This is a genomic window from Hyphomicrobium sp. ghe19, from assembly GCF_902712875.1.
In the GTDB taxonomy this organism is placed as follows: domain Bacteria; phylum Pseudomonadota; class Alphaproteobacteria; order Rhizobiales; family Hyphomicrobiaceae; genus Hyphomicrobium_B.
Map to the genome: position 1 here is coordinate 3,763,625 of NZ_LR743509.1, position 23,623 is coordinate 3,787,247.

General features: G+C 59.7%; 19 protein-coding genes. 10 read left to right on the plus strand and 9 right to left on the minus strand.

The features are described from left to right. Positions 1-3 precede the first annotated feature (3 nt). From AACL53_RS17785 to coxB, 3 genes are all read right to left on the minus strand, one after another. Positions 4-927, minus strand: coding sequence for a heme o synthase (locus AACL53_RS17785; RefSeq protein WP_339085880.1), 924 nt, complete (start codon positions 925-927; stop codon positions 4-6). Between the two features lie 85 nt (positions 928-1,012). Continuing rightward, on the minus strand, positions 1,013-2,638 hold the full coding sequence (gene ctaD, locus AACL53_RS17790; RefSeq protein WP_339085881.1) for a cytochrome c oxidase subunit I: 1,626 nt from the start codon (positions 2,636-2,638) through the stop codon (positions 1,013-1,015). Positions 2,639-2,731: 93 nt separating this feature from the next. Next, a complete protein-coding gene (gene coxB / locus AACL53_RS17795; RefSeq protein WP_339085882.1) occupies positions 2,732-3,712 on the minus strand; it encodes a cytochrome c oxidase subunit II in 981 nt (326 codons plus the stop codon). Between the two features lie 385 nt (positions 3,713-4,097). Between coxB and AACL53_RS17800 the strand changes: the two genes are divergently transcribed. Next, positions 4,098-4,691, plus strand: a complete 594-nt coding sequence (locus tag AACL53_RS17800) for an invasion associated locus B family protein (RefSeq protein ID WP_339085883.1) — start codon at positions 4,098-4,100, stop codon at positions 4,689-4,691. 82 nt (positions 4,692-4,773) lie between these two features. Here AACL53_RS17800 and AACL53_RS17805 read toward each other — a convergent pair whose 3' ends face one another. After that, complete coding sequence (locus AACL53_RS17805; protein WP_339085884.1) at positions 4,774-5,196, minus strand: hypothetical protein; 423 nt, start codon at positions 5,194-5,196, stop codon at positions 4,774-4,776. Positions 5,197-5,629: 433 nt separating this feature from the next. On the opposite strand from AACL53_RS17805, the gene bcsS reads away from it, so the two are divergent. From bcsS to AACL53_RS17830, 5 genes are all read left to right on the plus strand, one after another. After that, positions 5,630-6,484: a cellulose biosynthesis protein BcsS gene (bcsS, locus tag AACL53_RS17810; protein ID WP_339085885.1), complete on the plus strand. Its 855-nt coding sequence runs from the start codon at positions 5,630-5,632 to the stop codon at positions 6,482-6,484. 1,006 nt (positions 6,485-7,490) lie between these two features. Beyond that, positions 7,491-8,132, plus strand: coding sequence for a TetR/AcrR family transcriptional regulator (locus AACL53_RS17815; protein WP_339085886.1), 642 nt, complete (start codon positions 7,491-7,493; stop codon positions 8,130-8,132). Further along, positions 8,129-9,343: an efflux RND transporter periplasmic adaptor subunit gene (locus tag AACL53_RS17820; RefSeq protein WP_339085887.1), complete on the plus strand. Its 1,215-nt coding sequence runs from the start codon at positions 8,129-8,131 to the stop codon at positions 9,341-9,343. Before AACL53_RS17815 ends, AACL53_RS17820 begins: the two co-directional genes overlap by 4 nt. Then, positions 9,343-12,495, plus strand: coding sequence for an efflux RND transporter permease subunit (locus tag AACL53_RS17825; protein ID WP_339085888.1), 3,153 nt, complete (start codon positions 9,343-9,345; stop codon positions 12,493-12,495). The genes AACL53_RS17820 and AACL53_RS17825 overlap by 1 nt, the downstream gene beginning before the upstream one ends. A 90-nt stretch (positions 12,496-12,585) precedes the next feature. Then, positions 12,586-13,758, plus strand: a complete 1,173-nt coding sequence (locus tag AACL53_RS17830) for a tellurite resistance TerB family protein (RefSeq protein WP_339085889.1) — start codon at positions 12,586-12,588, stop codon at positions 13,756-13,758. A gap of 93 nt (positions 13,759-13,851) precedes the next feature. Here AACL53_RS17830 and AACL53_RS17835 read toward each other — a convergent pair whose 3' ends face one another. The 3 genes from AACL53_RS17835 to AACL53_RS17845 are packed head-to-tail and all read right to left on the minus strand — an operon-like array spanning position 13,852 to position 16,830. Then, the gene (locus tag AACL53_RS17835; protein ID WP_339085890.1) at positions 13,852-14,958 is read right to left on the minus strand and encodes an HlyD family secretion protein; all 1,107 of its coding nucleotides are present in this window, start codon (positions 14,956-14,958) and stop codon (positions 13,852-13,854) included. Then, positions 14,951-15,703 (minus strand): ABC transporter ATP-binding protein, encoded by a 753-nt coding sequence (locus AACL53_RS17840; RefSeq protein ID WP_092868441.1) that lies wholly within the window; start codon positions 15,701-15,703, stop codon positions 14,951-14,953. Before AACL53_RS17840 ends, AACL53_RS17835 begins: the two co-directional genes overlap by 8 nt. Continuing rightward, complete coding sequence (locus AACL53_RS17845; RefSeq protein WP_339085891.1) at positions 15,700-16,830, minus strand: ABC transporter permease; 1,131 nt, start codon at positions 16,828-16,830, stop codon at positions 15,700-15,702. The genes AACL53_RS17840 and AACL53_RS17845 overlap by 4 nt, the downstream gene beginning before the upstream one ends. Positions 16,831-17,135: 305 nt before the next feature. Here AACL53_RS17845 and AACL53_RS17850 point away from each other — a divergent pair, with 305 nt between their 5' ends. Beyond that, positions 17,136-17,822: a DUF2147 domain-containing protein gene (locus AACL53_RS17850; RefSeq protein ID WP_339085892.1), complete on the plus strand. Its 687-nt coding sequence runs from the start codon at positions 17,136-17,138 to the stop codon at positions 17,820-17,822. On the opposite strand, the gene AACL53_RS17855 is transcribed toward AACL53_RS17850, so the two are convergent. Continuing rightward, a complete protein-coding gene (locus AACL53_RS17855; RefSeq protein ID WP_339085893.1) occupies positions 17,791-18,609 on the minus strand; it encodes an alpha/beta fold hydrolase in 819 nt (272 codons plus the stop codon). The genes AACL53_RS17850 and AACL53_RS17855 overlap by 32 nt on opposite strands. A 564-nt stretch (positions 18,610-19,173) precedes the next feature. Here AACL53_RS17855 and AACL53_RS17860 point away from each other — a divergent pair. From AACL53_RS17860 to AACL53_RS17870, 3 genes are all read left to right on the plus strand, one after another. Then, positions 19,174-20,991, plus strand: coding sequence for a hypothetical protein (locus AACL53_RS17860; RefSeq protein ID WP_339085894.1), 1,818 nt, complete (start codon positions 19,174-19,176; stop codon positions 20,989-20,991). 120 nt (positions 20,992-21,111) lie between these two features. Then, positions 21,112-21,327, plus strand: coding sequence for a hypothetical protein (locus tag AACL53_RS17865; protein ID WP_339085895.1), 216 nt, complete (start codon positions 21,112-21,114; stop codon positions 21,325-21,327). Between the two features lie 120 nt (positions 21,328-21,447). Then, positions 21,448-21,693, plus strand: coding sequence for a hypothetical protein (locus tag AACL53_RS17870; protein ID WP_339085896.1), 246 nt, complete (start codon positions 21,448-21,450; stop codon positions 21,691-21,693). Here AACL53_RS17870 and pabB read toward each other — a convergent pair. Beyond that, complete coding sequence (gene pabB, locus AACL53_RS17875) at positions 21,664-23,568, minus strand: aminodeoxychorismate synthase component I (protein ID WP_339085897.1); 1,905 nt, start codon at positions 23,566-23,568, stop codon at positions 21,664-21,666. The genes AACL53_RS17870 and pabB overlap by 30 nt on opposite strands. Positions 23,569-23,623 lie beyond the last annotated feature (55 nt).

The following is a 23,623-nucleotide window of genomic DNA, read 5'->3' on the forward strand; positions in this document are numbered from 1 at the left end:
GCCTCACGCAAAAAAACGATGGAAAATTGCTTCACCAAAAAGAACTGCGAACAGTACGTAGAGATAAAGTATCGAAAACCAGAAAAGCTGCCGTGCCGCCGTATCGGCTTCACGACCTTCCGTCGTCATGTAGACGCGAACGGCCAGCCCCAAGAAGACTGCTCCGAGCGCTATCGAACAGACGAGATACGTCATGCCGCCGAGACCGGTAAAGAAAGGCGTTACCGCCAACGGCACGAGGATGATGGAGTAGAGAACGATCTGCTTCCGCGTCTCGGCCAAGCCTGCAACGACCGGCAGCATCGGCACGCCGACGCGCTCATAGTCCCGGCAGCGATAGAGAGCGAGCGCCCAGAAGTGCGGGGGCGTCCACATGAAGATGATGAGGAACAGCAGGACGCTATCGATGCTGATGCTTCCCGTGACGGATGCCCAGCCGACCATCGGAGGGAATGCGCCGGCCGCGCCGCCAATGACGATATTGTAGGGCGTCCGCCGCTTCAGCCACATCGTGTAAACGAAAAGATAGAAGGCGATCGTAACCGCCAACAGCGCTCCGGCCGTCCAGTTGACCAAGACGCCGAGCGTCAGAACGGAGCAAACGCTCAACACGCCGCCAAAGTTCAGCGCCTCGTCGCCCGTGACACGGCCGCGCGGCAATGGGCGGGCGGCCGTCCGCGCCATGCGCGCGTCGATGTCGGCGTCGTACCACATGTTGAGGGCGCCCGAAGCGCCCGCGCCGATGGCGATGGATATGATCGCGATGGCGCCAAGAATTGGATTGATCGGGCCCGGCGCCGCGAGCATTGCGGCAAGCGCCGTAAACACGACAAGCGTCATCACCCGCGGCTTCATAAGCTGGATGAAATCGCTAACGCTGGGTTCCAGCGTCAGGTCTGCTTGGCCGACTTCACTTTGAATGCTCATATCGCGGGCGCCGTCATAGAAATTGAATTTCGAAACCGGATGGCGACGGGGCTAATGCTTCGCCCCGTCGCTCACCCATTTATCGTCAGTGATGGTCCGTCGCGGCGATCCGCGGCAGCGTTTCATAAGAATGGAACGGTGGCGGTGACGACAGCGTCCATTCCAGAGTTGTCGCTCCGACGCCCCACGGGTTCGCCGCCGCTTTTTCCTTGCGGATGAAGTAGGCGTAGAACATCGCGAACAGGAAGACGACTACGCCAAGCGTCGTGATGTACGAGCCGTAAGACGAGATGCGGTTCCAGTAAGCGTACGCCTCGGGATAATCGGCGTAGTGGCGCTGCATGCCGGCCAGACCAAGGAAGTGCTGCGGGAAGAACAGCACGTTGGCGCCGATGAACGTCAGCCAGAAGTGAATCTTGCCGAGCGTCTCATTGTACATGTAGCCGGACATCTTCGGGAACCAGTAGTACCAGCCCGCGAAGATCGAGAAGACGGCGCCAAGCGACAGCACGTAGTGGAAGTGCGCGACGACGTAATACGTATTGTGCAGCGAACGATCGATGCCCGCGTTAGCGCACATCACGCCCGTCACGCCGCCGACGGTGAAGAGGAAGATGAATCCCAGCGCCCAGAGCATGGGCACGCGGAACTGGAGCGAGCCGCCCCACATCGTTGCGATCCACGAGAACACCTTGATGCCGGTGGGCACCGCGATGACCATTGTGGCGAACATGAAGTAGGCCTGCGTATCGACGCTCAGACCCGCCGTATACATATGGTGGGCCCAGACGATGAAGCCGACGAGGCCGATAGCGACCATCGCGTACGCCATTCCGAGGTAACCAAAGATCGGCTTCCGCGAGAACGTGGACACGATGTGGCTGATCATGCCGAAGCCGGGCAGGATGAGAATGTAAACTTCCGGATGGCCGAAGAACCAGAAAAGGTGAGCGTAGAGGAGAGGATCGCCGCCACCTGCCGGATCGTAGAACGTCGTACCGAAGTTGCGGTCCGTCAGCAGCATCGTGATGGCGCCGGCAAGAACCGGCAGCGACAGAAGCAGCAGGAACGCAGTCACGAGCACCGACCAGGCGAACAGCGGCATCTTATGCAGCGTCATGCCGGGGGCACGCATGTTGAAGATCGTCGTGATGAAGTTGATGGCGCCGAGGATCGAGGACGCGCCAGCAAGATGGAGCGCCAGGATGCCGAAATCGACGGCAGGACCCGGATGGCCGATTCTGCCCGACAACGGAGCGACCAGGATCCAGCCTGCGCCGACGCCATTGGCATCCGCGGTGCCCGGCACGAACAACGAGATAAGAAGGAGCGCGAACGCCGCCGGCAACAGCCAGAACGAGATGTTGTTCATACGCGGGAACGCCATATCAGGCGCGCCGATCATCAACGGCACGAACCAGTTGCCGAAGCCACCGATCATAGCGGGCATGACCATGAAGAAGACCATGATCAAGCCGTGACCCGTTACGAAGACGTTATAGATGCCTTCGTTGGCGAAATACTGCAGGCCCGGCTCCTGAAGTTCCAGTCGCATCATCACCGACAGGAACAAGCCGATGCAGCCCGCGAAGATCGCGAACAACAGGTAAAGCGTGCCGATATCCTTGTGGTTCGTCGAAAAGAACCAGCGTTTAAAAAATGGCGGGGCGTGATCGTGCCCGTCGCCTTCTGCGTATGCCGTGCTTCCCATTTCGTAGAGCCCTTGTCCCGGAAGTTTTGTCTGATCTTTTTTTGTTGAGCGTCAGATCTGTCGAGCTATTGCCCGGCCATCGATGAACCGCCGTTACGGCGCTTGAGCTACGGACTGAAAGTCAACCTTGCTCGCAGTATCCGCATCGAGGATTTGCTGCGCCTTCTTCTTGTCCTTGGCCTTCACAGCCGCGATCCACGCATCATAGACCGGCTGGTCGACAACGCGAACGACGATCGGCATGGCCGAATGGAGCTTACCGCAAAGCACGGCGCACTGGCCGTGATAGGAGCCGACTTTCGTCGCCTTGAACCAAACAGCCGCAACGCGGCCCGGAACAGCCTGCATCTTCACGCCAAACGACGGGATCGTCCAGGAATGGATGACGTCGTTAGACGTTACGAGGACGTCGACGACCTTGTTGACCGGCACGGCGATCTCTTGATCGACCGTCAACCGGCGGAGCTTCTTTTCTTCGCTCCATAGCGGAAGCGAAGCTTCATAGAGAGCGTTGTGAAGCGCTGCGCCTTCGAGCGAGCCGAACTGCTTGTCGTAAGCCTCGTCGCCGATTTTCGCCCGCAGCACGTCCTCGTCGTTGACCATATTCGAGGTGATCGTCACCTTGTCATCGACATACTCATGCTCCCAGAACCAGGCATTGCCGGTTGCCTTGATCGTCAGATCGGGCTTGGGAAAATTGTACTGATTGAAGAGGAGGTGGAAGGAGGGGATCGAAATACCAACGAGGATCAGGATCGGGAGGATCGTCCAGGCAACCTCAAGCATCGTGTTGTGCGAGGTTCTGGATGGGGTGGGGTTACGCTTCTCGTTGAAGCGGTACATCACGTAAACCATCAACACGAGAACGAACAAAACGATCACGGTGATGACCGTATTGATGACATGAAAGAGGTCGAAGATCTGGCCCATGATCGGGGTCGCAGGGAGCTGCAGACCTAGCTCGCCATTCGTGGGCTGCCCGAGACCAGCCAACGCTGGGGCCAACCCACCGAGGGCAACCGCCAAACACGCGGCCGCCATAATGGCAACCGCGCCAAACATCCTATTCGACATTCCTTCGCTCCCAATTCGTCGGTTCAGATCCCCCTGGACCGACAGCCTCCCAGATTTACCTGACACCCCGGGCCGGCGTGTCATTCCCGTTCTTTATTGCCCAGCTTACGCACCGGGAATGGCCCGCCGACGTCGCGGACCGCATGCCTCATCGATTTGTTAAGGCGGGTTGATAAAGAGCACAATCTCTTCGCTCGCCTCAAGTCAAGCTTTCTGCGTCATTTCTTCGCGAAACAGCTGTGCCGAATCGGCGAATCGATCATCCTCCCCGGTTAGTGGCGATTTTTTTCTCGACAGAATTCGGCCGGATTCCTGGACGACGAAGCGCGCTCCTCCTTCGTCGCTTTATCAATTGGGCGCCGCCCGCGAAAGCAAGGATCATCGATTGTCACCGCATAAAACGGGCTTCTGGGGCCATCCGGCAATTCATTTGCGCAAAATGATCGCTAACCGGATGCTGATCTTGGGCGCGCTCACCGGCCTTCTCGCAATAGCACAACTGGTGGGCGGCCTTGCGTTGCCGGACAAAGCGTTCGCCGTCGATGCGCCGGAGGGAACGGTCAAGTCTCAGCACGGGGACTGGCAGGTCGTCTGCAAAGACCCGCCTCCGGGTTCCAAGAACCCCATTTGTGCCCTGGTCCAGAGCGTGACTGCCGAGGACAAGAACAATATCGGCCTCACCGTCTACTTTCAGAAATTCTCGAACGGTACGCGGGTACTCAGGGTTTTTGCGCCGCTTGGCGTGCTGCTGCCGCCAGGCCTCGGCCTCAAGATCGACAACAAGGATGTCGGTCATGCACCGTTTCTCCGGTGTCACAGCTTCGCGTGCTATGCCCAGGTCGTTGTCGAGGACTCGCTTGTCGAGCAGCTGAAGACGGGGAAGACCGCGATCTTCATCATTTTTCAGACTGAGGAAGCGGGTATCGGCATCCCCATTTCGCTCAAGGGTTTTGGCGACGCTTTGATCGAACTCAAATGACGAAGGCCGATTGGCGAACCAATCGGCCTCTAATTCGATACGTTTCGGTCATCTGATGAAAACGTCGGGCGACCCTGCGCACTCAGGCCACTTTGCGCTCTGGCGTTTCGCCGGAAGGCTGGCGATCCAGAAGGATCAAACCGTCTCTAGCCGGCTTGGACGGCAAGGGCAGCACCTTCGGCGTGACCGCCTCGGCAGCTTTCTCCACGGCAGCCGCGACGCGCGGTACGGTCTCTATGTATTGCCCGGTGACCGTCGCCCAAAACTGAGCATGCGCACTGAGCACGTCGACCGGTGTCGCCGGCTGCATCATTCGATGTGCCCAATGAACGAACGCCTGGGCTTGGCGCGCGTGCAAGCTCGCGACCTCAAGCTGCGTCCGGCCAGCAGCTTTCAGAAAAGGCTGCCAGAACATCGATGTACTGTCGGCCAATTCAAAGGCTTGCTGATAGAATGGATAGTATAGCGAAGTATTCGTGGTACGCGTGCCCTCTTCATATGCCATTGCTGCGTCCTCCCAGACACAAAGTATGCTGCGGCCTTCGACGGCCAACTTTTCAAAGCTTCTGCGCCAATAACTGTAACTTGCGCTAATTGTGGGTCAGTATCACGGCAGCCCGCGGGCCGCAGTTCACAGATGCGTGCTTTGGCAATCCAATCACGGGCAGCAACCGCATCTCTACGATCCGCTAAGGATTATACGCTGCCATCACTGCAGTTCGATGACTCAGATCAAATGCAATCATGTCGAAAAATGTCCGTAGGCTGAAAACCCCCACGCTACACAACCATAGTTATACAATCGTAAATTCTGCTTATCTCTAATTGAACTTAAGAACTTTGCTTAGTTCATCTTGCGTTCTTCTTGACGCTCTTCGTTTCAATCAGCGTTATGTTCAGCTTGGTTAATACGAGCGTTTGTAAGAGCGTCGGCGTTAATGTTGTGTCTGGGGGAGTGCCGTTGTTGCCTGCTCTCCGTTGTGGCCTCTTGGGTCATCGCGGCCACGCAGATTTTGCTTTCCAGCACCGCTTCAGCGCAAACGAGTGGTCCACCTACGGACTGGGTCCAGGAGAAATACGGCTGGCGAGAAGCTTACGGCGGGTTCGACGTGGCTCGCGATCAGTGGCTCGCCTATTCGGGAATGACTTTCGCCCTTGGCAGCCCGAATATCTATAGCGACGGATGGCGTCTTCGCCTGGGTGGGGGGTATGGCCGGTACGGCTACGACAGCATCCAGTCGCACTCGAATTGCGGTGACGCGACGTCGAACGACATTTGCGGCGAAGACGGGCGCAGCCGCAAACACTACCAAGTCGGACATTCCTACGGTGAGGTTCTTCTCGGATATTATCTGCAGTTGGGCCGGCTGACTGCGAAAGCATTCGCTGGCGCGGCGATGTCTTCGAAGGATCATCTCAAGAGCGATCCCGATGCCCGCGATGACGGTACCCGTTACGGCGTTAAAGGCGCCTTGGAATTCTGGCTCACACTCAACGCGCAATCCTGGACATCGCTCGACCTCAGCTATTCGACAGCGAGAAACGAGTCGGCGGCGCAGTGGCGGTCCGGCTGGCGTGTCTCGCCAAAGCTATCGATCGGCCCCGAGCTTCGCTATGACACGAATGTCGAAACGGGCGACGGCGCCTGGAACGGACGTGCCGGCCTGTTCACGCGTTACGAATGGAGCGGCGGCGAGATTTCGCTAGCCAGCGGCGGGCTTTGGAGGGCCGAGAATTGGGCGGCGAAAAATCCCTCGGCCTATGGAACCGTCAATGTGCTTTTTCAATACTAAGCCGTCTCATATCGATTGATTACAAAGCGGCGGGGCAATCTTCGGGGATAAACAACATGAATACGTCTCTGGCGAGGATCACCGCTCTGATGCTCGCATTGCTTTTTCTACTTGCCGCCTTTCCAATATCCGTTGTCGCGGGCAGCTGCGCTTCTTCCCCGGTCATCGCGCGAGGCGAAGAAGCCAGTTACGTCTGGCTCGCGAAAACGAAGGCCCGAGCCAACTGGCGCGCAAAAGTTCGCGCGACTCCTGGACTTGGGCCGAACTTCGCAAATTGGGCGCGGGCTCAAGATACGGAAGAACGCTGCCTAACCGGACCAGCGGGAACGTTGTGCATCTTTACAGGCACGCCCTGCGCACCCTGATCACGTGAGGCATTTCAATCTCACCTCGCGACGGATTGCGTTCAATCAACGCTTATTGAGAAACATTTTGGCGATTCAGGAATTGGGGCTTCAAGAAAGTGCGCTATAAGACAGGGGATCAGACGCGCCCGTGTTGATTGCACTGCCGATCACCGAGGGGCCCGCGATACCGATGACGAAACGAAATTACTTGATACCTGCGTATTTCATCGTCGTTTGCGATGTTCGGATTACCGTTTAGAGGCGCGCCCATATGAGGCGAAGTACTTCTTCGATCACATAATCGATTTCAGCGATCGCGCGGGACCGTTTGGTTGACTGCCTGCGGAGCGCTATCGATCTCGCGAGATTGCGGAATCCGCCCGGCCGTAGGCTCGGGCGGTTGAGAGAGGAGCGGTGGGCTGCGGGACCTACTGCTCCTCTTTTTTTGCAGAGACGATGTTTCTGCCTTGGCCGGCTGACCGGCCCTGCACTTTTGCTCGCCGGCACATCAAGTTGCTGCGGCACCTCCCCGTGGCCTCGCGGGATCACCCCAAATATTTTGCAAAACGAACACCTGTTCGCCTTGACGTCTCCGCAATCCTCCACCAAACAGAACGCTCGTTCTTTTATCGTAGCTCCTCCCACGGACGATCGCCGCGATGCCGAAGCTCAAGCCAGATACACAGCGCGCCCGACGAGAGCACATTCTCGACGCGGCGCTTACATGCTTTGCGCGTGGCGGATTTCACGCCACCACGATGCAGACGATTTGCCGGGAAGCGGGCGTGAGCCCCGGCGCGCTCTACGTTTATTTCGACAGCAAGGAAGCGCTGATCGCGGGGCTCTGCGAGCGCGACCGCGCGGAATTTGCCGAACGTTTCGCTTCTCTCGCCACTGCGCCGGACTTCCTAGAGGCGCTCAACGCCATCGGTCAGCACTATTTCATCGACGAGGGCGCCGAGAAGCAGCGGTTCGTCATCGAGATGGGTATCGAGGCGACGCGCAATCCGCGCATCGCCGAAATCTTCATGAGCGTCGACGAATTTTGTTCCGACAGTTTCGAAGCGTTGTTTCGCCGTCTCCAAGAAGAGGGGCGCATCGCGCCACGGACTGACATCCAGACACTGGTCAAAGTTTTCAATGTCATCGGCGACGGCATGTTCTGGCGTCGAGCCATCCATCCGACGGCAGACATGCGCGCCGTCCTCCCAGTCATGATCGACCTCATCGGCACATTGCTCAATTCAGTGGAGCCGAAGACTTCCCATTCGAAAGTTTCCGCACGCGAGGCGCGCCGATGAATATGAGAAAGTTTTTGTTCGGCCTGCTTGCGGCGAGCGCGGTGACTGGCGGGGGTTACGTCTACCTCGAGAAGAAACACGCAGCCGCCGTGCAAGCCGAAAGGCTCGAAGCGGCGAAGCCGGTCGCGGCTCCTACAGTCACCGTCTCGAAGGTCGGCATCGATAATTTCGTCGAGACGGCGGCAGTTTCCGGCTCGCTCGTGCCGCGTGAAGAGATCCTCGTTTCTCCCGAAGTCGAGGGTTTGCGGGTTCTCGAGCTTCTCGCGGACGAGGGCGATAAAGTCAAAAAGGGTCAGATTCTCGCGCGCCTTGTCGCGGAGCAACTCGATGCGCAGCTCGCACAAAACGACGCCAATCTCGCGCGGTCGGATGCCGCGATCGCGCAGGCCGAAAGCCAAATCGTGCAATTCGAGGCGCAGTCGAAGGAGGCCGCCGCGCAGTTCGACCGTGCGGTGCCGCTGAAGCAGTCCGGCTATCTTTCGGGCGCCACCTACGATCAGCGCGAGAGCGCTGCGCACACGACCGCGGCGCAGCTCATTGCGGCGCGCGATGGGTTGACGGCGGCGAAAGCCGAGAAGGCGCAAGTCGAGGCCCAGCGCCGCGAACTTATGTGGCGGCGGAACAATACCGAAGTGACCGCGCCTGCGGACGGCGTCATCAGCCGGCGCATGGCGCGCATCGGCGCGATGGCGTCGACGGCCGGCGAGCCGATGTTTCGCATCATCCAGAACGGCGAGATCGAACTCGACGCCGAGATCGTCGAGACCGAGTTGAAGAAGGTCAAAGTCGGGCAAAAGGCCATCGTGACGGTGCCGCAGAACGGCGACTTCGAAGGAAAGGTTCGCCTCATAGCGCCGGAAGTCGACAAGGCTACCCGGCTCGGCCGCGTCAAGATTTTCCTCGGCGACAATCCCTCGCTGCGCATCGGTTCCTACGCCCGCGGGCGAATAGAAACGGCGCGGAGCCGCGGCCTTGCCGTGCCTTCATCCGCAGTGACATTCGATCAGGGTCTCGCATCTGTTCAAGTCGTCAAGGACGATACGGTTCAAAAGCATTCCGTCACGGTGGGCCTGATCGCGGGCGACCTCGTCGAGATCAAGAAGGGCGTCAACGAGGGCGATCTGGTCGTGACGCGAGCGGGGACATTCCTGCGCGACGGTGACGTGGTGCGGCCGGTTATTCCCGAGCCTCGGCTGAGCGAGGCAAAGTAATGCGCATCAACATCTCAGCCTGGTCGATCCGCCGGCCGGTCCCCGCGATTGTGCTCTTCGCAGTCTTGATGCTGCTCGGCGTCTTGAGCTTCAAGTCGCTGCCCGTGACGCGCTTTCCGAACATCGACGTGCCGATCGTCTCGGTGAAGATCACGCAGTCGGGCGCTGCACCTGCGGAACTCGAAACGCAGGTGACGAAAGTCATCGAAGATTCCGTTGCGAACATCACGGGCGTCAAACACATCACGTCGACGCTGACCGACGGCTTGTCGGCGACCGTCCTGGAATTCCGTCTCGAAACGAATACCGACCGGGCTTTAAACGACGTCAAAGACGCGATTGCAAAAATTCGAGCCGATCTGCCGCGCACCATCGACGAGCCCGTCATCGAGCGCATCGACGTCGAAGGACAAGCGATCCTGTCGTTTGCGGCGACGTCGCCTGGCATGACGCTCGAAGAGCTTTCGTGGCACGTCGACGATGTCATAAAGCGGAAGCTGCAAGCAACCAAGGGCGTGGGCCGCGTCGAGCGTTATGGCGGTGTCGATAGAGAAATTCGTGTCAATCTCGACCCCGATAAGCTTCTGGCCTATGGCATAACGGCCGCCCAGGTGAACGCGCAAGTCCGCTCGACGAACGTCGATCTCGGATCGGGCCGCGGTGAAGTCGGCAGCCAGGAACAGGCGATCCGCACACTTGCCGGCGCGCGCGAGGTCGAAGCCCTCGCCGACGGAAAAATCATTCTTGCCGGAGGCCGCGAGGTTCGGCTTCGCGATCTCGGCCGCGTCATCGACGATGCCAGCGAGCAGCGTTCCTTCGGACGCCTCAACGGCCAGCCCGTCGTGTCGTTCTCAATCTTCCGTACGAAGGGAACGAGCGACCTTTCGGTTTCCGATGCCGTGAACGCTTCGCTGAAGACGCTCGAAGCAGAATATCCCGACGTCAAGCTAACGAAAATCGACGACGCGGTCGCGTACACGCGCGGCAACTATATCGCGGCGATGGAAACGCTGATCGAGGGCGCCGTGCTCGCGGTTCTCGTCGTGCTCGTCTTTTTGCGTAATTGGCGGGCGACGGCCATTGCGGCCGTTGCGCTACCACTCGCTGCGATCCCGACGTTCTGGGCGATGAGTGCGCTCGGCTTTTCTCTAAACCTCGTCAGCTTGCTCGGCATAACGCTCGCAACAGGCATTCTCGTCGACGACGCGATCGTCGAGATCGAGAATATCGTGCGCCATATGCATATGGGCAAATCCCCTTATCGTGCAGCTCTTGAAGCCGCGGACGAGATCGGACTTGCCGTTATCGCCATCACGCTGACGATCGTCGCGATCTTCGCGCCCGTGTCGTTCATGGGCGGCATTGCGGGACAGTACTTCAAGCAGTTCGGCATGACCGTCGCGGTCGCGGTGCTCATTTCACTGTTAGTCGCGCGCCTCATCACGCCCATGATGGCCGCATATCTCTTGCGGCCCATTCCAGAGAAACCGCATGTCGACGGCGCAATCATGCGCGCCTACACCCGCTTTCTTTCGGCAACGCTTCGTTGGCGCTATCTGACGCTTCTATCGGGCGTGGCGCTGTTCTCCGCTTCGATCTACGCGACGACGCTGCTTCCTACCGGCTTTTTGCCCGATGAAGATACGTCTCGCGTCGTCGTTGCAGTTGAACTTCCACCGGGGACGCAGCTGAACGAAACGCGAGACAAGACCGACCAACTCGTCAAATCGCTGAGGACCATTCCGGAAGTCAACCAAGTGTTCGTGCTTGGCGGTACGAGCCCGACGGGCCAACTCGAGGTTCGCCGCGCTGCGCTTTTCGTGAAGCTCGTTCCAAAGACGCAGCGCAAGCTCACGCAGAAGCAGCTCAAGGCCATCATCGCGGCGAAGATTTCCGACGTTCCCGATACGCGCGCCTGGTACGTCAACGAGCGCGGAGAGCGAGAGCTGTCGTTTTCGATGCTGTCGCGCAACGGTGAAGATCTCAATGTTGCAATCGGGAAGTTGGAGACGGCATTGCGCAGCGTTCCGGGCTTCCGCAACGTTGCTGCATCCGGCTCGACGGAACGGCCGGAAATCCGGATCGTTCCGCGCCTCGACGAAGCCGCTCGCCTCGGCGTCGTGCCCGATCAGATTGCGGAGGCTATTCGCGTCGCGACGATCGGAGACGCCGGCTTCAACCTCGCAAAGTTTACGGTCGGCGACCGGCAAATCCCCATCCGCGTGCAGCTTGAAGAAAGCACGCGGACCGATCTCAAGCAGATCGAGCAATTGCGGCTGACCAACGCGGCGGGCAAAGCGATCCCGTTAACTGCGGTCGCGACCGTCGAATTCGGACGGGGACCCGCCTCCGTCGAGCGCTTCGACCGGTTGCGGCGCGCCGTCATCGGTGTCGATCTCGATCGCGGCGTCGCCATGAGCACGGGGCGCGAGAGGTTTCTCGATGTCGTTCAAAAGCAGAAGCTACCCGCGTCGGTGACGTTGCAACCGTCAGGCGATGCCGAGGTTCAGGACGAAGTCGCCGACGGTTTCATCACGGCGATGGGAACGGGCATTCTGATCGTGCTCGGGCTATTGCTCCTGCTGTTCGGCAGCGTCTTCCAGCCGATCACGATCTTGCTGTCGTTGCCGCTGTCGTTCGGCGGCGTGGCGTTGGGCTTGCTCGTCACCAATAATCCGATCAGTATGCCGGTTTATATCGGCCTGCTGATGCTCATGGGGATCGTGACGAAAAATGCGATCATGCTCGTCGACTTCGCAATCGAGGAGATCGCTGCCGGAGTCGAGCGCGGCGTGGCTATCATCGACGCCGGCCGCAAGCGGGCGCGTCCCATCATCATGACGACGCTCGCTATGGCCGCCGGCATGCTTCCCAGCGCGTTCGCTCTCGGAGACGGCGGCGAGTTCCGTGCGCCCATGGCAATCGCGGTCATCGGCGGCCTCTTGGTGTCGACGATGCTGTCGCTCGTGTTCGTGCCGTCGTTCTTTACCGTGATGGATGACCTCGGCAAGCTGATGCAGCGCATTTTCGGGCGCTTCATCGGTCCGACGGACGAGCCGGATGACGAAGCCAAGCCGGCGCACGGCACGACCGGCATCACGGACCATAGCGGCGAGCAGGGCCATCGTCCGTTGCCGCTCGCAGCGGAATAAATTCGAAAGGAAAGTTCCAACCTCGGATTGTGGACGACGGGGTGCGTGCCTACCTTTCAGCCAGCGGCCGCAACTGAAGGAACCCCCGATATGTTCGACGCCAAATCGTTGCTTGAAAATATCGTTCGCGGCGCAGCGCCCGCGGGACCATCGACATCAACTCCAACGCAGCAGCCGAATGGCGGTAGCAGCATTGGAGATATTTTGAATGAAATTCTCCGCAGTGCCGGAGGAACCAATCCCCAGGGCGGAAGTCAGGTCGCGCCAGGCGGAAGCGGCGGGGTCGGCGATATCCTAAACCAGATCAGCCGAACCCTCTCGCAGGGGCAGGCCCAATCACCCGGGGCCGCACCGCCTCAAGCCGGTGCTCAAACGGGAGATACTGGCGCAGATCTTGGAGCCATCCTCAGCCAGATCAGGGAGAAGCTTGGCCAAGCCGGCGGCTCGGTGTCATCGAGCGGCGGTATCGGCGATATTCTGAGCCGAGTTCTCGCGCAGGCCACGCAAGGCGTCAAAGAAGGTTCAGCGCGCATTGGGCAAGAAACCGGTGCAAGCGACGCTCTGGGCCGACTGACCTCCGACCCGCAAACGGGTCAGCTGCTCGGCAAGCTCAAAGACCTCATTCAAAATAATCCTTATGCATCGAGCGCGGCTGCCGGTGGGCTCGGCGGTCTTTTGCTTGGAACGCGAACCGGCCGGTCGGTGGCTGCAAATTCAGCGAAGCTTGGCGCGCTTGCGATGCTCGGGGGCTTGGCCTACAAGGCCCTTCAGAACTACGAGGCGGGGAAGCCGCTGCTCACGGGCGACTCCGTCGACAAGACCGGCACTCCCCAGGTCGGCACTCCGCAGGCCGCCATGTCACCCGAACCGCCTCCGGCGGGGTCGGGCTTCGAGCCGGCTGCCATGACGAACGACGCTGCGGTTCACTATCTTCAGGCGATGATCGCAGCTGCTTTTGCCGACGGGCGTGTAGATCCCAGCGAGCAAGAGAAGATCATGGGCGGTATCAAACAAGCGGGGCTCGACGGCGAGACCGAAGCGTTCCTGGAGGGCGAGTTCAATGATCCGCCAACCGTGGAAGAGCTGGCTCAATCCGTCAGCACGCCTCAGGAAGCCGTCCAACTTTACATTGCGGCCCGCATCGCCGTTGCCGACGATTCTCCCGCCGAAGAGCGGTTTTTGGCGTCACTCGCGAACGCGCTCAGGCTCGATCCGCGGCTGGTCGCGCAGATCGATGCGACGGCGCGACAGGCGGCCGCTTAACGTCTGCTTGCATCAGTCGAACGGCTGACTACAGAAGAAAAAGGGCGCCCGCGAGAAACGCGGACGCCCTTTTTGCTGTCAGGCTAAAAGTTTTTAGTTGGATTTCGCCGTGCTGGCCGATGCGTTCGCGGCTTGATTGTCGAGCTTGAAGAACGTGTCGACGCGCATTCCGGTGAAGAGCGGCGGATGATCATCGAGGGAGACCATCACTTCAACGACTTCAACATCGTTCGGCCGGCGGGGGCCGCGGGTCGCGATCCGGGGAGCGGCCAACGACTGCGAGATCGATGTAACCGTGCCTTCGAACGTCTTGTCCGGGAAGGCATCGGCCTTCACGACGACGCGCTGACCGACATGAACTCTTGCGGCATCGCGCTCTTCGACTTCTGCGCGAAGGCGAAGGCTCGACATGTCCCCAAAGACGACAACGGCGCTCTCCGGCGAGGGTACAGCGGTTTCACCGACGCGTGCCAAAACATTCAGAACGGTGCCGTCGGCAGGGGCGCGGATGCGCGTGCGCTCGAGGGCGAGTTCGGCAGAGGTCAGATCGGAACGGGCGAGAGCCAGCGATGATTCCAGACGCTGCTGCAGCGGCATGTTTGCCTGAGCATTGACCTGCGCGAGCTTCGCCTTCGCAGCCGTCAACGCGTCTTCCTTGGCAACCAGATCCTTACGGGCCTTGTCGACTGCTTCGGCATTGCCCTTATCGGTTTTCGAGGCGCGGAATGCTGCGTCGAAAGCCTCATGGGCGGCGAAAACGCCACGCTGCGCTTTAGCGACTGCATCCTCGGCGTTGCGCCGATCGAGTGCGGGACCGGTTGCCGCTTCCTCACCGCGTTCACGTTCGCGCACGCTCGCTTCGGCAGAAGCGGCGGCAATCTTGTTGTAATAGTCTGCGTCCTCGAGACGGATCAGCAGATCGCCCGCCTTCACCTGGTCGTTCGTGTTAGCCAGGACTTCGGCAATCTTGCCGCCGACTTCGCTCGCTATGCGGACTTCACCATCCTTCGGCTCGACACGCGCGGTGGCGGATGCCGCCCATTGCGCAGCCGGAGCCGCGGTGTCGGCATGTGCCGAGCCCGCCACGCTGGAGAAAAGCGTTTCGCTTTTCGTCAGAGAATTAAATGCAAAGCCACCCGACAGCGCTATGGCGCCAGCAACCACAATGGCTGCGACGGTGGGATCGATCTTCTTAAGCATGCAGCTTTCGCCTCTTCGTCAAATCCGTGATTTCGGGGGCATCTATGCCTTCCGGCCGGCGCTCTTCGCCGACGATTCTGCCGTCTTCGATGCGTATGACGCGATCGGCGTAACCCAAGGTTCGCGGGTCGTGCGTTACGGCGAGCACGCTGCGATGTTGTTCCTTGGCGATGCGAGATAGGAGAGCCATCACCGCGTGGCCGTTCTCGCTGTCCAGAGCGGCGGTCGGCTCGTCAGCGAGCACGATCGACGGTGAACTTGCGATGGCGCGGGCAACGGCAACGCGCTGCTGTTCGCCGCCTGAGAGGTTGCGGGGATAGTTGGTCAGCCGATGGCCGAGACCCACTTCACGCAAAACCTCTTCCGAGCGGCTCGTGGCAGCGAAGCCCTTGATGCCCCTGACGTCGAGCGCAATGCGAACGTTTTCGATGGCGTTCAACGTCGGGAACAGATTGTAGGACTGGAAGATGAAACCGAGGTGCTCGCGCCGCACCTTGGCTAGATCTTCGGCGGAGAGACCGTCGATCACCGTATCCGCGATGCGGAGGGATCCCGATGTCGGTTTCATGATGCCGCCGAGGATCGACAGAAGCGTTGTCTTGCCGGACCCCGAGGGGCCCATCAAGAGTGTCAGCTCGCCGGGGACCAGTTCCAGCGATACGCCTTTGACGGCGACCACCAGGCCAGCACCTGAGCCAAGCTCCTTGACGATATTGTCCGCCTGCATGACGGGAGTCGTTGTCATCGCGCAAACACCGTAGCCGGATCTATCTTCGTGACCTTGACGATGGCCGAAAGCGCCGAGATCGCGCACATAAAGAGCGTCAGTGCGAAAAGCCAGAATGCCAATCCCGGCGTCATCACCAGCGGCAACGACGAATTCCTACTGAGGTAGAGTATTAATAAGGCGATTATCATGCCGAGCACGTAACCCATGATCGCGCTTAGCCCGGCCTGAGCCAAGATCACCTTATAGATATAGCCTCTCGACGATCCGAGCGCGCGGAGCGTGGCAAATTCGTGAATATGGTCTTTCGTGCTCGAATACAGCGTCTGTGCGACGATCACCGTGCCGACGAGACTTCCGAGGATAGCGCCGCCGATGAGGGCCAAGCCCGCACCCGTGCGGAACAGCCACTGCTTGAGGCTGCGGCTTTCGAATTCATCCTTCGTCAAAACGTCAGCTGAATCGAGACGCTTCGCGAGATCGTTCTGAACTTCCGCGATGTTCGCTCCCGGGGCAAGCTTCACGAGGAGGAACGTCGACTTGTCATCATCGGCACCGAGCAATTGACGAGCACGGTTAAGCGTCGTGTAGGCATAGGGCGATTGAGTGAAGGAGCGAATTCCTTCCGTCAGCGCACGGATCTTGACGCGGCCACCCGCCGCCTGCGCGGTGTCACCGATGCCGTTGACGCCAAGTTCGCTCAAATAGGTGCTATCGACGGCGATGGCGTCAGGCGCTTTGATGTCCTCGACCGTGCCTTGAATGAGGCCCCACGGAAGAAGGCCCTGATCGTCGGCATCGGCGCCAACCAGGACCACCCGCGAGGAACCGCCCTCAGGCTTCCGCCATTCTGCGAAGGCGACGACGAGAGGCACGACGCTTTCGACGCCGGGAGTCGCCAGGGCTTGGTGGCGTTCACGATCGCCCAAAAGAAGGCCGCCGTCCTCGAAGCTTTTGGCGCCGAAGGTCGTTACGATGAGGTCGGCGTTGGAGCGGGCAATGTTGGCCGTGATCATCCGGCTCGACCCGAGGTACAAACCGAGTTGCACGGCCACGAGAACGATGGAGAAAAGAATACCGATAAGCGTAACCGCCAAGCGAACGCGATCGTGCAACAAGTTACGAAGCGCGAGAGTAAAAACCATGTATCTGCCGGATCTCTCAGAATGTTTCTATTGGGCCTTAGGGCCTGCAACAGGCGCGAACTCCGCATCAATACCGGCGCGCCTCATGCAGGCTCATATAGCTCTATTGCCTCGTCGCGACCACAGTGAAACGCGAAAACGGTCCGCGTCACGTTCCGCCTCGAACCATGCCGCCGGGGTTAATTTCCGACGGAAAAGGCTTTCTCCTAAAGCCTTAGCAAGGGTTTAACAAATAAGTTCCAATGTTTTGCCGCTTTCAGGGCATAGGAGTACTGAAGTTGAACTTCCATCTGCGGTTTATTGTCATGCGTAATATGAACATTGCGAATTGTTCAGGCGTTGCTCTGGTCGCCGCAGCCTGTTTACTCGGTTTTGCCATCCGGCCTACTGCGGCCGCGGCCGATCCCAAAGAAGTCGGCGTCTGGTACGACGACACCGGCAAGGGTGCGGTCAAGATCGAGATCTGCACGCCGACGACGCTCTGCGGAAAGATCTATTGGCTCGAAGAGCCCATGGCTGCCGACGGGCAACCCAAGATCGACAGATATAATCCCGATGCTTCGCAGCGTGGGCGTCCCATCTGCGGTTTGCCAGTTTTGGGCAATCTCGAGCAACTGTCGAGCGGCGGTTTCGACAACGGCTGGGTTTACGATCCGAAGGAAGGCAAATCCTACGACGTCGCCTTGGATCTCGTCGACAGCGATACACTCAAGGTGACCGGCTACAAGGGAATGCGTTTTCTAGGCAAATCATTCATCTGGACGCGTGCGCCAGCGGATTTGCCGTCGTGCGCTCCGGACGCCGCGGCCGCGCCGACCCAAGTGAAGCCGGGCGATGCGAAAAAGCAGGCGACGGGCGCTGCAAAGAAGACGACGAAGTCCGCGTCAGGCGCCTCCAAACTTGGAGGCACCAACGTCGCGACCGCGCCAAATAAGAAAAAGGCTGCCGTAAAAGAGGCGGCTACTCAGCCGCCCCCAGCTGCTTCGAATTAGTCGAAGCCGGTTTCTGAACCACGACCTTGTCGGCCTGGCGGGCCAACACGCGGTCAACGAATTCCGTTGTCCGCTCAACGACATAGCCGCGTTGACGATCAAGCGTGACCAAGTGGTAGCTGTCGTCGAGAACTGAAACTTCAACCATGCCGCCGAGCTGGCGCTGGAGTGCCATCGTATTCTTGATGTCGCTCTGGTCGTCGTGGCGGGGGTGGAAGATCAGCGTGTGCAGCTTCACGAGCGGCAGCATCGGCCGGACGTTGCGCACGAGGCAGAAGAATTCGTAGACCGTGCCGCCACCACGCTCGGTGATGTCGGCCGGCATGTTATCGGTGCCACGCATCGAATCGAGAGCGAAATTGCGTACGCGCTCATCCTTGATGCCGTAGGGCGCCGGGGTGCGGAATTTGAAAAGGCGCGCGGTCCATTTGTCGGTGACGAGGTGGAAAAGCTTGATGGCCTTCGGGATCGCCCAGCCGTTGACTGCAAGCGTCGGCGCATAAAGCATCACGCCGCAGGCTTGGTCTTGACGATAGGCCGCGAGCCGCAGCGCCAAGATAGAGCCAGCCGAAGCGCCGCCGATGATGACGTTGTCACATACGCTGCGCAAATGATCGAATGCGTCCGAGACCGACTTGTACCAGTCCTGCCACGTCGAAAGGCCGGAGACGTCGGTACCGAACGTCAGTCCGGGGACGACCGGACAATAGACTGTCATTCCCTTGCGGGAGAGCGCATGCGCAACGGCTTTCATCTCAAGCGGCGAACCGCCGAGAGAATGGATCAACAAAACCCCCGACTTCCCACCGGGAATGTAAACGCTTCCGCGAGGAGGCTGAAATTTTTCTTGGTTTTTCATTACCTACGTTGAACTCGTTATTACCCTGTGGAACGCTAATTACGACGCAGCAGCTTCAGATGCCAACGCAACTTTGTCGCGTCGCCGCAGATTTGATCTTTTTTGCATATACCCGCAGTTGAGATTTGATTTGTGAAGGTATTACGAAGTTGCTGAAAACACCATAGGTTTTGACATCAGGTTACTGACGATTGGTTAAGGTGGACTTCATGACGCGCCGCGGTTTGACGCTCGAAGTTGCTGCGTTGCAACATGCAATTACGCCTTTTTGACAGACGCTTTAGATGCCGATCGGTTCCTCAGGGTTAGAGGCTCGTCCGAGATCGCGTCTTTGGCGCGAAAATAGGAAATGGGTCCGCGTCGCGCGATTATCGACCAACCCAAAGCTTCTTGACACTGTTCCTGCGGAAACGATGCTTTATACTTAAACTGGCGTTACCGGCCGCGTCCCGCGGAAGCCCACCGGTAGGACCTGCCGGGGACTGAGTTGAAGTGACTGTTTCCTTGCGCCTGCCCGTTTCGCTGCTGACCGCCGCGGCTTTGGTGTTGTGTCAGCTGCCTCTGCCAACAGCCGTTGCAGACCCGATCAGCCGTGCGGACTATGAGGCCTGTCAGGCCAAGGACGACGGTGCTTTGAAGGCCGCCGTCATCGCCATCGCGACAGACGCCATCTCGAACGGCACAAAATCCATCGACTACAAGGCGTTAGTTGCGGACCAATGGCGGCAAAGGAACCTCGACCAGATCATCGACAGCCGCGTCGATATCGCGGTCGCGGAGATAACGAACGAGACGAGCTGGTCGGACCGGCTCCAGTCCCTCGCCAATAGTGAAAAGTCGCAGCAGCTCGCCACGATGGTCGCCGAGCGCGTGTACCGTTCGGATGCGGTCAAGGCCGGCATCGAGGATTTGGCGTCCGGCGTCGCCGCGGAAGTCGGCAAATCCATCGAATTCGCAAGCTCGGACGCAACGGGCCCGCTGCTCGACTGCCTCAAAGCCTATGTCGGTCCGCGCTACGGGAGCGCCGTCGCGGACGCCCTTGCCAGCGACGCGAGCAAAGGTGTCGTGGTCGATCCGAGCAAAGGATCGGGCGGCGTCGGGGCAGGTTCGGTGCTGAAGGAGACAAGCGGCGGACTTGCCGGCGCGACGATCCTGATCGTACGGCGCCAGCTCGCAAATCTCGCCGAGCGCGTCGGGCAGCGCATCGTCGGCAGCGTTCTTTCGCGACTCGTGTCGGTCGTGGCGGGCGGCGTCGGCCTCGTCCTGATCGCGAAGGACCTCTGGGATTTCCGCAATGGCGTGTTGCCGATCATCGCCACCGAAATGAAGGCGCCGGCGACAAAGGACAAGGTTCGCGAAGAGCTTGCCAATACTCTCCAAGAGCAGATGAACGAACACGTGGCGGCGATCGCGAACGCGGCAGCCGAAAACGTCATCAACGTTTGGCAGACGTTCCGGCGGGCGCACGCGCTCGTGCTCCGGATCGCGGACGAGAACGGTGAATTCCGGAAATTCCTCGACGGCGTGAAGCCCGACGCCTTGCCGCGGCTCGATGAGGTGGTGTCGATCCTCGTCGCTTCGGAAGGCGAGCCGTCGATCCTGCAGCGTCTTCAGGACGGTTCGCTCAACAGCGCTGTGCACCTGATGCCCGACAAGGGCCTCGAGATCGCGCGCGACTTGAAATCGGTCGGAGCCGGGCTCGACTGGACGGCGCTTGCCGGTGATCAGCTCGGGCGCGTGACCGAATACGAGTTGCATAAGCGGATGTCGCCCAAGGACCTCACCCGGGCTTCGCTTGATCGCATTCTCGCCCTCAACGACCGGATAGCGATCATCCGGATCGCGAGCGTGCCTCCGGAGGCGCGCGAGATGCTGTTCACGCTCAACTCGAGCGATCTCGACAGCCTCCTCCGGTCGCTTTCGGAGGACGAGCTTCGGGCGCTCGCGGGTTACCTCTCAGGGTTGAAGCCGGGCCCGCGGGAGAAGGTCTTGCGGGCTGTCTCGGCTGACCCCTCCAAAATGCAAATCCTCGCCTCGCGACACGTTCGCGAACGCATATTAGCAAGCAGCGATCAGGGCGCCGCAGCCGACATGATGCTCGCGCCGTCGTCCGGCTATTCCACCAAGGTGCTGGGAGACGACCTGAAGCTCGTCTGGGATGGCCGTGTTGCGCCGCTGTTGCTCTGGGATAAGCATCCGCAAGCGGTCGCCGGCGCCGGCCTCGTCAGCTTGATCCTGCTCGCCTGGCTCGCCCGGCTGTTCCGTCCGAGGCGGATGCCGAGCGGCGGTGCCCCGGCTAGCCGCGCCTAGGCAAATCGGCACCGCTCGAAGCTTTCCACATGCAATCGCCGGAGGCTGGTCTCAAGGTGCTGCCGCGCCTGCTATAAAGATTCGCGATTGTGAACCCATGAGACCAAGGGGGGCAGACACATGCGCGTTCGATTTAGAGCCGAGGAGGGAGTGCACGACATGGGATTGAAGGCGCCGGGTATTGTAACTTTTATGCTTTCAGTGATCCTGACGGTGATTGTTTTGATGTCGAAATTCTTCGGTGCAGAGATCCCTTGGCTCACCGGAAACGAATCCTGGGCGATGCTCGCCTCATACATGATCCTTATGCTCGGTTGCATGGTCCGAGGGATGTAAGCGCACGCCGAATTCGATCATCGTTCACTGAAGGTTTGAAGCAATTTTTCTTCTTTCGGAGACCGTCCGTTCACGATGTGCGCAGGTGTCGCGCGGCATCCGGCGGACTAGAGCGACGTCATGCTGCTGATTATCGCTCAAGGAATGACGAAAGAGATTCCTCAAGTCTTTGCACGACGCGCGCGGCTTTCATCGAAAGCCATCGTGACGGCTGTTGCGTTGACGCTTGCGGCTCTCGCGGCGATCGCCGTTGCTTCTCATCACGAGACGAAGAATTCCGTGAAGACGGTAAGCCCCGTCTCGCAATGGCCCGTCGATAACGGAGCCGACAAAGGATCAGTCCTGGTGCCTGTGGTCGCCCGATAGGCGAGGCACAAGAGGCTCGGCGCGAACAAGACCACGCACCGAGTTTCCGAGGTAGATCGCGCGTGCCGAGTTGATATCCTCAATCCTCAGCGGGGCCTCGACGGCTCTCCCCTCATCGATAAGAGCTGCCCGAAGCGTTCCGGGCAAAAGACCCGCTGCGAGGCGCGGCGTTAAGAGCTTGCCATCCCTTTCGATGAAGATCGTGGTGCGGCTGCCTTCCGTGAGCTCGCCGTTCTCGTTGAGGTAGATCACTTCATCGGCGCCGAGCGTATCGGAATAGTGCTTCCATTCCCGGTCATAAAGCTCTCGGCGCGTCGTCTTGTGGTAGAGAAACAAATCGCCACTGTTCAAGCGCGTGTCGGAGATGACGTAGCGCATGACGGCGTCGGCTGCGGTTTCCGGCTGCGGAGTTGCTGTCGCCGAAACGGCTCCATCTTCATCGAGAACGACCCTTACACGGCGTCGCATATCGGGTTGTTCGGCGATCGCTGCATCGATTGCGTCGCGCACTTTCGTTGCGTCGTAGGCAAATCCGAAATAGGCCGCCGATGCGGCCAGCCGTGCGAGGTGATAGCCTCTGAGCCACACGCCTTCACCCGGCACGTAGACCATCGTTTCGATCAGCTCGAACCGGCGAACGGGGTCGGTCAGAAACTTCATCTTGAGCAGGCACTCGGCATATTCTTTCGGCCCGTCGGAATCAGCGACGATGCCGGAGCCTATGCCCATTTCGCCGGCGCCCCTGCGATCGATCACAGCCGTGCGGATCACGACGTTGAATTGTGCCGAACCGTCCGGCGAGAAACTTCCGATGGCTCCGCAATAGACGCCGCGAGCTTCGGTTTCGAGTTCGCGGATCAGCTCCATTGCCCTGATCTTCGGAGCACCGGTGATGGAACCCGGCGGAAAGATAGCCTTCAGAATGTCGGTTATGCCGACGCCGTCCTTCAGATGCGCGCGAACGCCCGACGTCATCTGATGAAGGGTCTTGAATGTCTCGATCGTGAAGAGATCCGTTACGCTTACCGATCCGAGGTCGGCGATCCGGCCCAAGTCATTGCGCATCAAATCGACGATCATCAAATTTTCGGCGCGGTTTTTGACGTCGGTCGAAAGTCCGTGGCGCACCTCGGCTTCGCCTTCGGGCGTGCCGGCACGCGGCGCGGTTCCCTTCATCGGTCGCGTTTCAATGAGGCGATCATGGAGATCGATGAAGAGCTCCGGCGACGCGGAGAGGATCGTTACATCACCGGTATCGACGAGCCCCGCATAGGCGACGCGCTGTTTCAGGCGGAGGTCGCGGTAGAGGGCGAGCGGCGAGCCTTCGAGATTGAACTTTGCTTTGAACGTGAGGTTGAGCTGGTAGATGTCGCCACTGCGGATGTTCTTTTGAACTTCCTCGAAGCGCTTCAAGTACGAGACGCTGTCCCAGCTATGAGCCAGTTCGCCCAGCGTCGGATTGCCGATTGCCTCTTGCGTCAGCCATCCCTGGACCTCGGCGCCTGTCATTTCGCGGGGCGCGGTGTATAGGCCGAACCAAAGGAAGGGCACCTTGCGCTGCGCCGGCAGAAGACGCGTCAGCCTCGGTTCAAGCAGGTATCCGAGCTCGTAAGAGAAAAAGCCTGCCGCGTGCAGGCCTCGGGCAATGCCGGCCTGGAGCGCCGCCAGCGCCGCTTCGACGTCTTCTGGAGCGTCGGCGCGAATGATCTCGACCGGCTTCTCGAAGAGCTTCGATACGGCTTCGAGGCTTGTGCTGTTGTCGAGCAGCACGAAGCCTTCGGCGAGCGTCGGCGTAGGCCTGACCGATCCTTCAGATCCGATATTGGACGGGGCCGAAGCGGGGATCCCTGCGCTTTTTGAGGAAGAGGAATTCATAGGGCGCTTCTAGCCCGGCCGCCGTCGGATTACCACACCGTCGTCACCGGCAAAT

Excerpts from the sequence above, each read along its gene's own strand:
- AACL53_RS17830 (WP_339085889.1), top strand. The coding sequence starts at position 12,586 with ATGTTCGACGCCAAATCGTTGCTTGAAAATATCGTTCGCGGCGCAGCG.
- AACL53_RS17785 (WP_339085880.1), bottom strand. The coding sequence starts at position 927 with ATGAGCATTCAAAGTGAAGTCGGCCAAGCAGACCTGACGCTGGAACCC.
- pabB (WP_339085897.1), bottom strand. The coding sequence starts at position 23,568 with ATGAATTCCTCTTCCTCAAAAAGCGCAGGGATCCCCGCTTCGGCCCCG.
- AACL53_RS17840 (WP_092868441.1), bottom strand. The coding sequence starts at position 15,703 with ATGACAACGACTCCCGTCATGCAGGCGGACAATATCGTCAAGGAGCTT.
- AACL53_RS17820 (WP_339085887.1), top strand. The coding sequence starts at position 8,129 with ATGAATATGAGAAAGTTTTTGTTCGGCCTGCTTGCGGCGAGCGCGGTG.
- bcsS (WP_339085885.1), top strand. The coding sequence starts at position 5,630 with ATGTTGTGTCTGGGGGAGTGCCGTTGTTGCCTGCTCTCCGTTGTGGCC.
- coxB (WP_339085882.1), bottom strand. The coding sequence starts at position 3,712 with ATGTCGAATAGGATGTTTGGCGCGGTTGCCATTATGGCGGCCGCGTGT.
- AACL53_RS17850 (WP_339085892.1), top strand. The coding sequence starts at position 17,136 with ATGCGTAATATGAACATTGCGAATTGTTCAGGCGTTGCTCTGGTCGCC.
- ctaD (WP_339085881.1), bottom strand. The coding sequence starts at position 2,638 with ATGGGAAGCACGGCATACGCAGAAGGCGACGGGCACGATCACGCCCCG.
- AACL53_RS17865 (WP_339085895.1), top strand. The coding sequence starts at position 21,112 with ATGCGCGTTCGATTTAGAGCCGAGGAGGGAGTGCACGACATGGGATTG.
- AACL53_RS17845 (WP_339085891.1), bottom strand. The coding sequence starts at position 16,830 with ATGGTTTTTACTCTCGCGCTTCGTAACTTGTTGCACGATCGCGTTCGC.
- AACL53_RS17835 (WP_339085890.1), bottom strand. The coding sequence starts at position 14,958 with ATGCTTAAGAAGATCGATCCCACCGTCGCAGCCATTGTGGTTGCTGGC.
- AACL53_RS17805 (WP_339085884.1), bottom strand. The coding sequence starts at position 5,196 with ATGGCATATGAAGAGGGCACGCGTACCACGAATACTTCGCTATACTAT.
- AACL53_RS17825 (WP_339085888.1), top strand. The coding sequence starts at position 9,343 with ATGCGCATCAACATCTCAGCCTGGTCGATCCGCCGGCCGGTCCCCGCG.
- AACL53_RS17815 (WP_339085886.1), top strand. The coding sequence starts at position 7,491 with ATGCCGAAGCTCAAGCCAGATACACAGCGCGCCCGACGAGAGCACATT.
- AACL53_RS17870 (WP_339085896.1), top strand. The coding sequence starts at position 21,448 with ATGCTGCTGATTATCGCTCAAGGAATGACGAAAGAGATTCCTCAAGTC.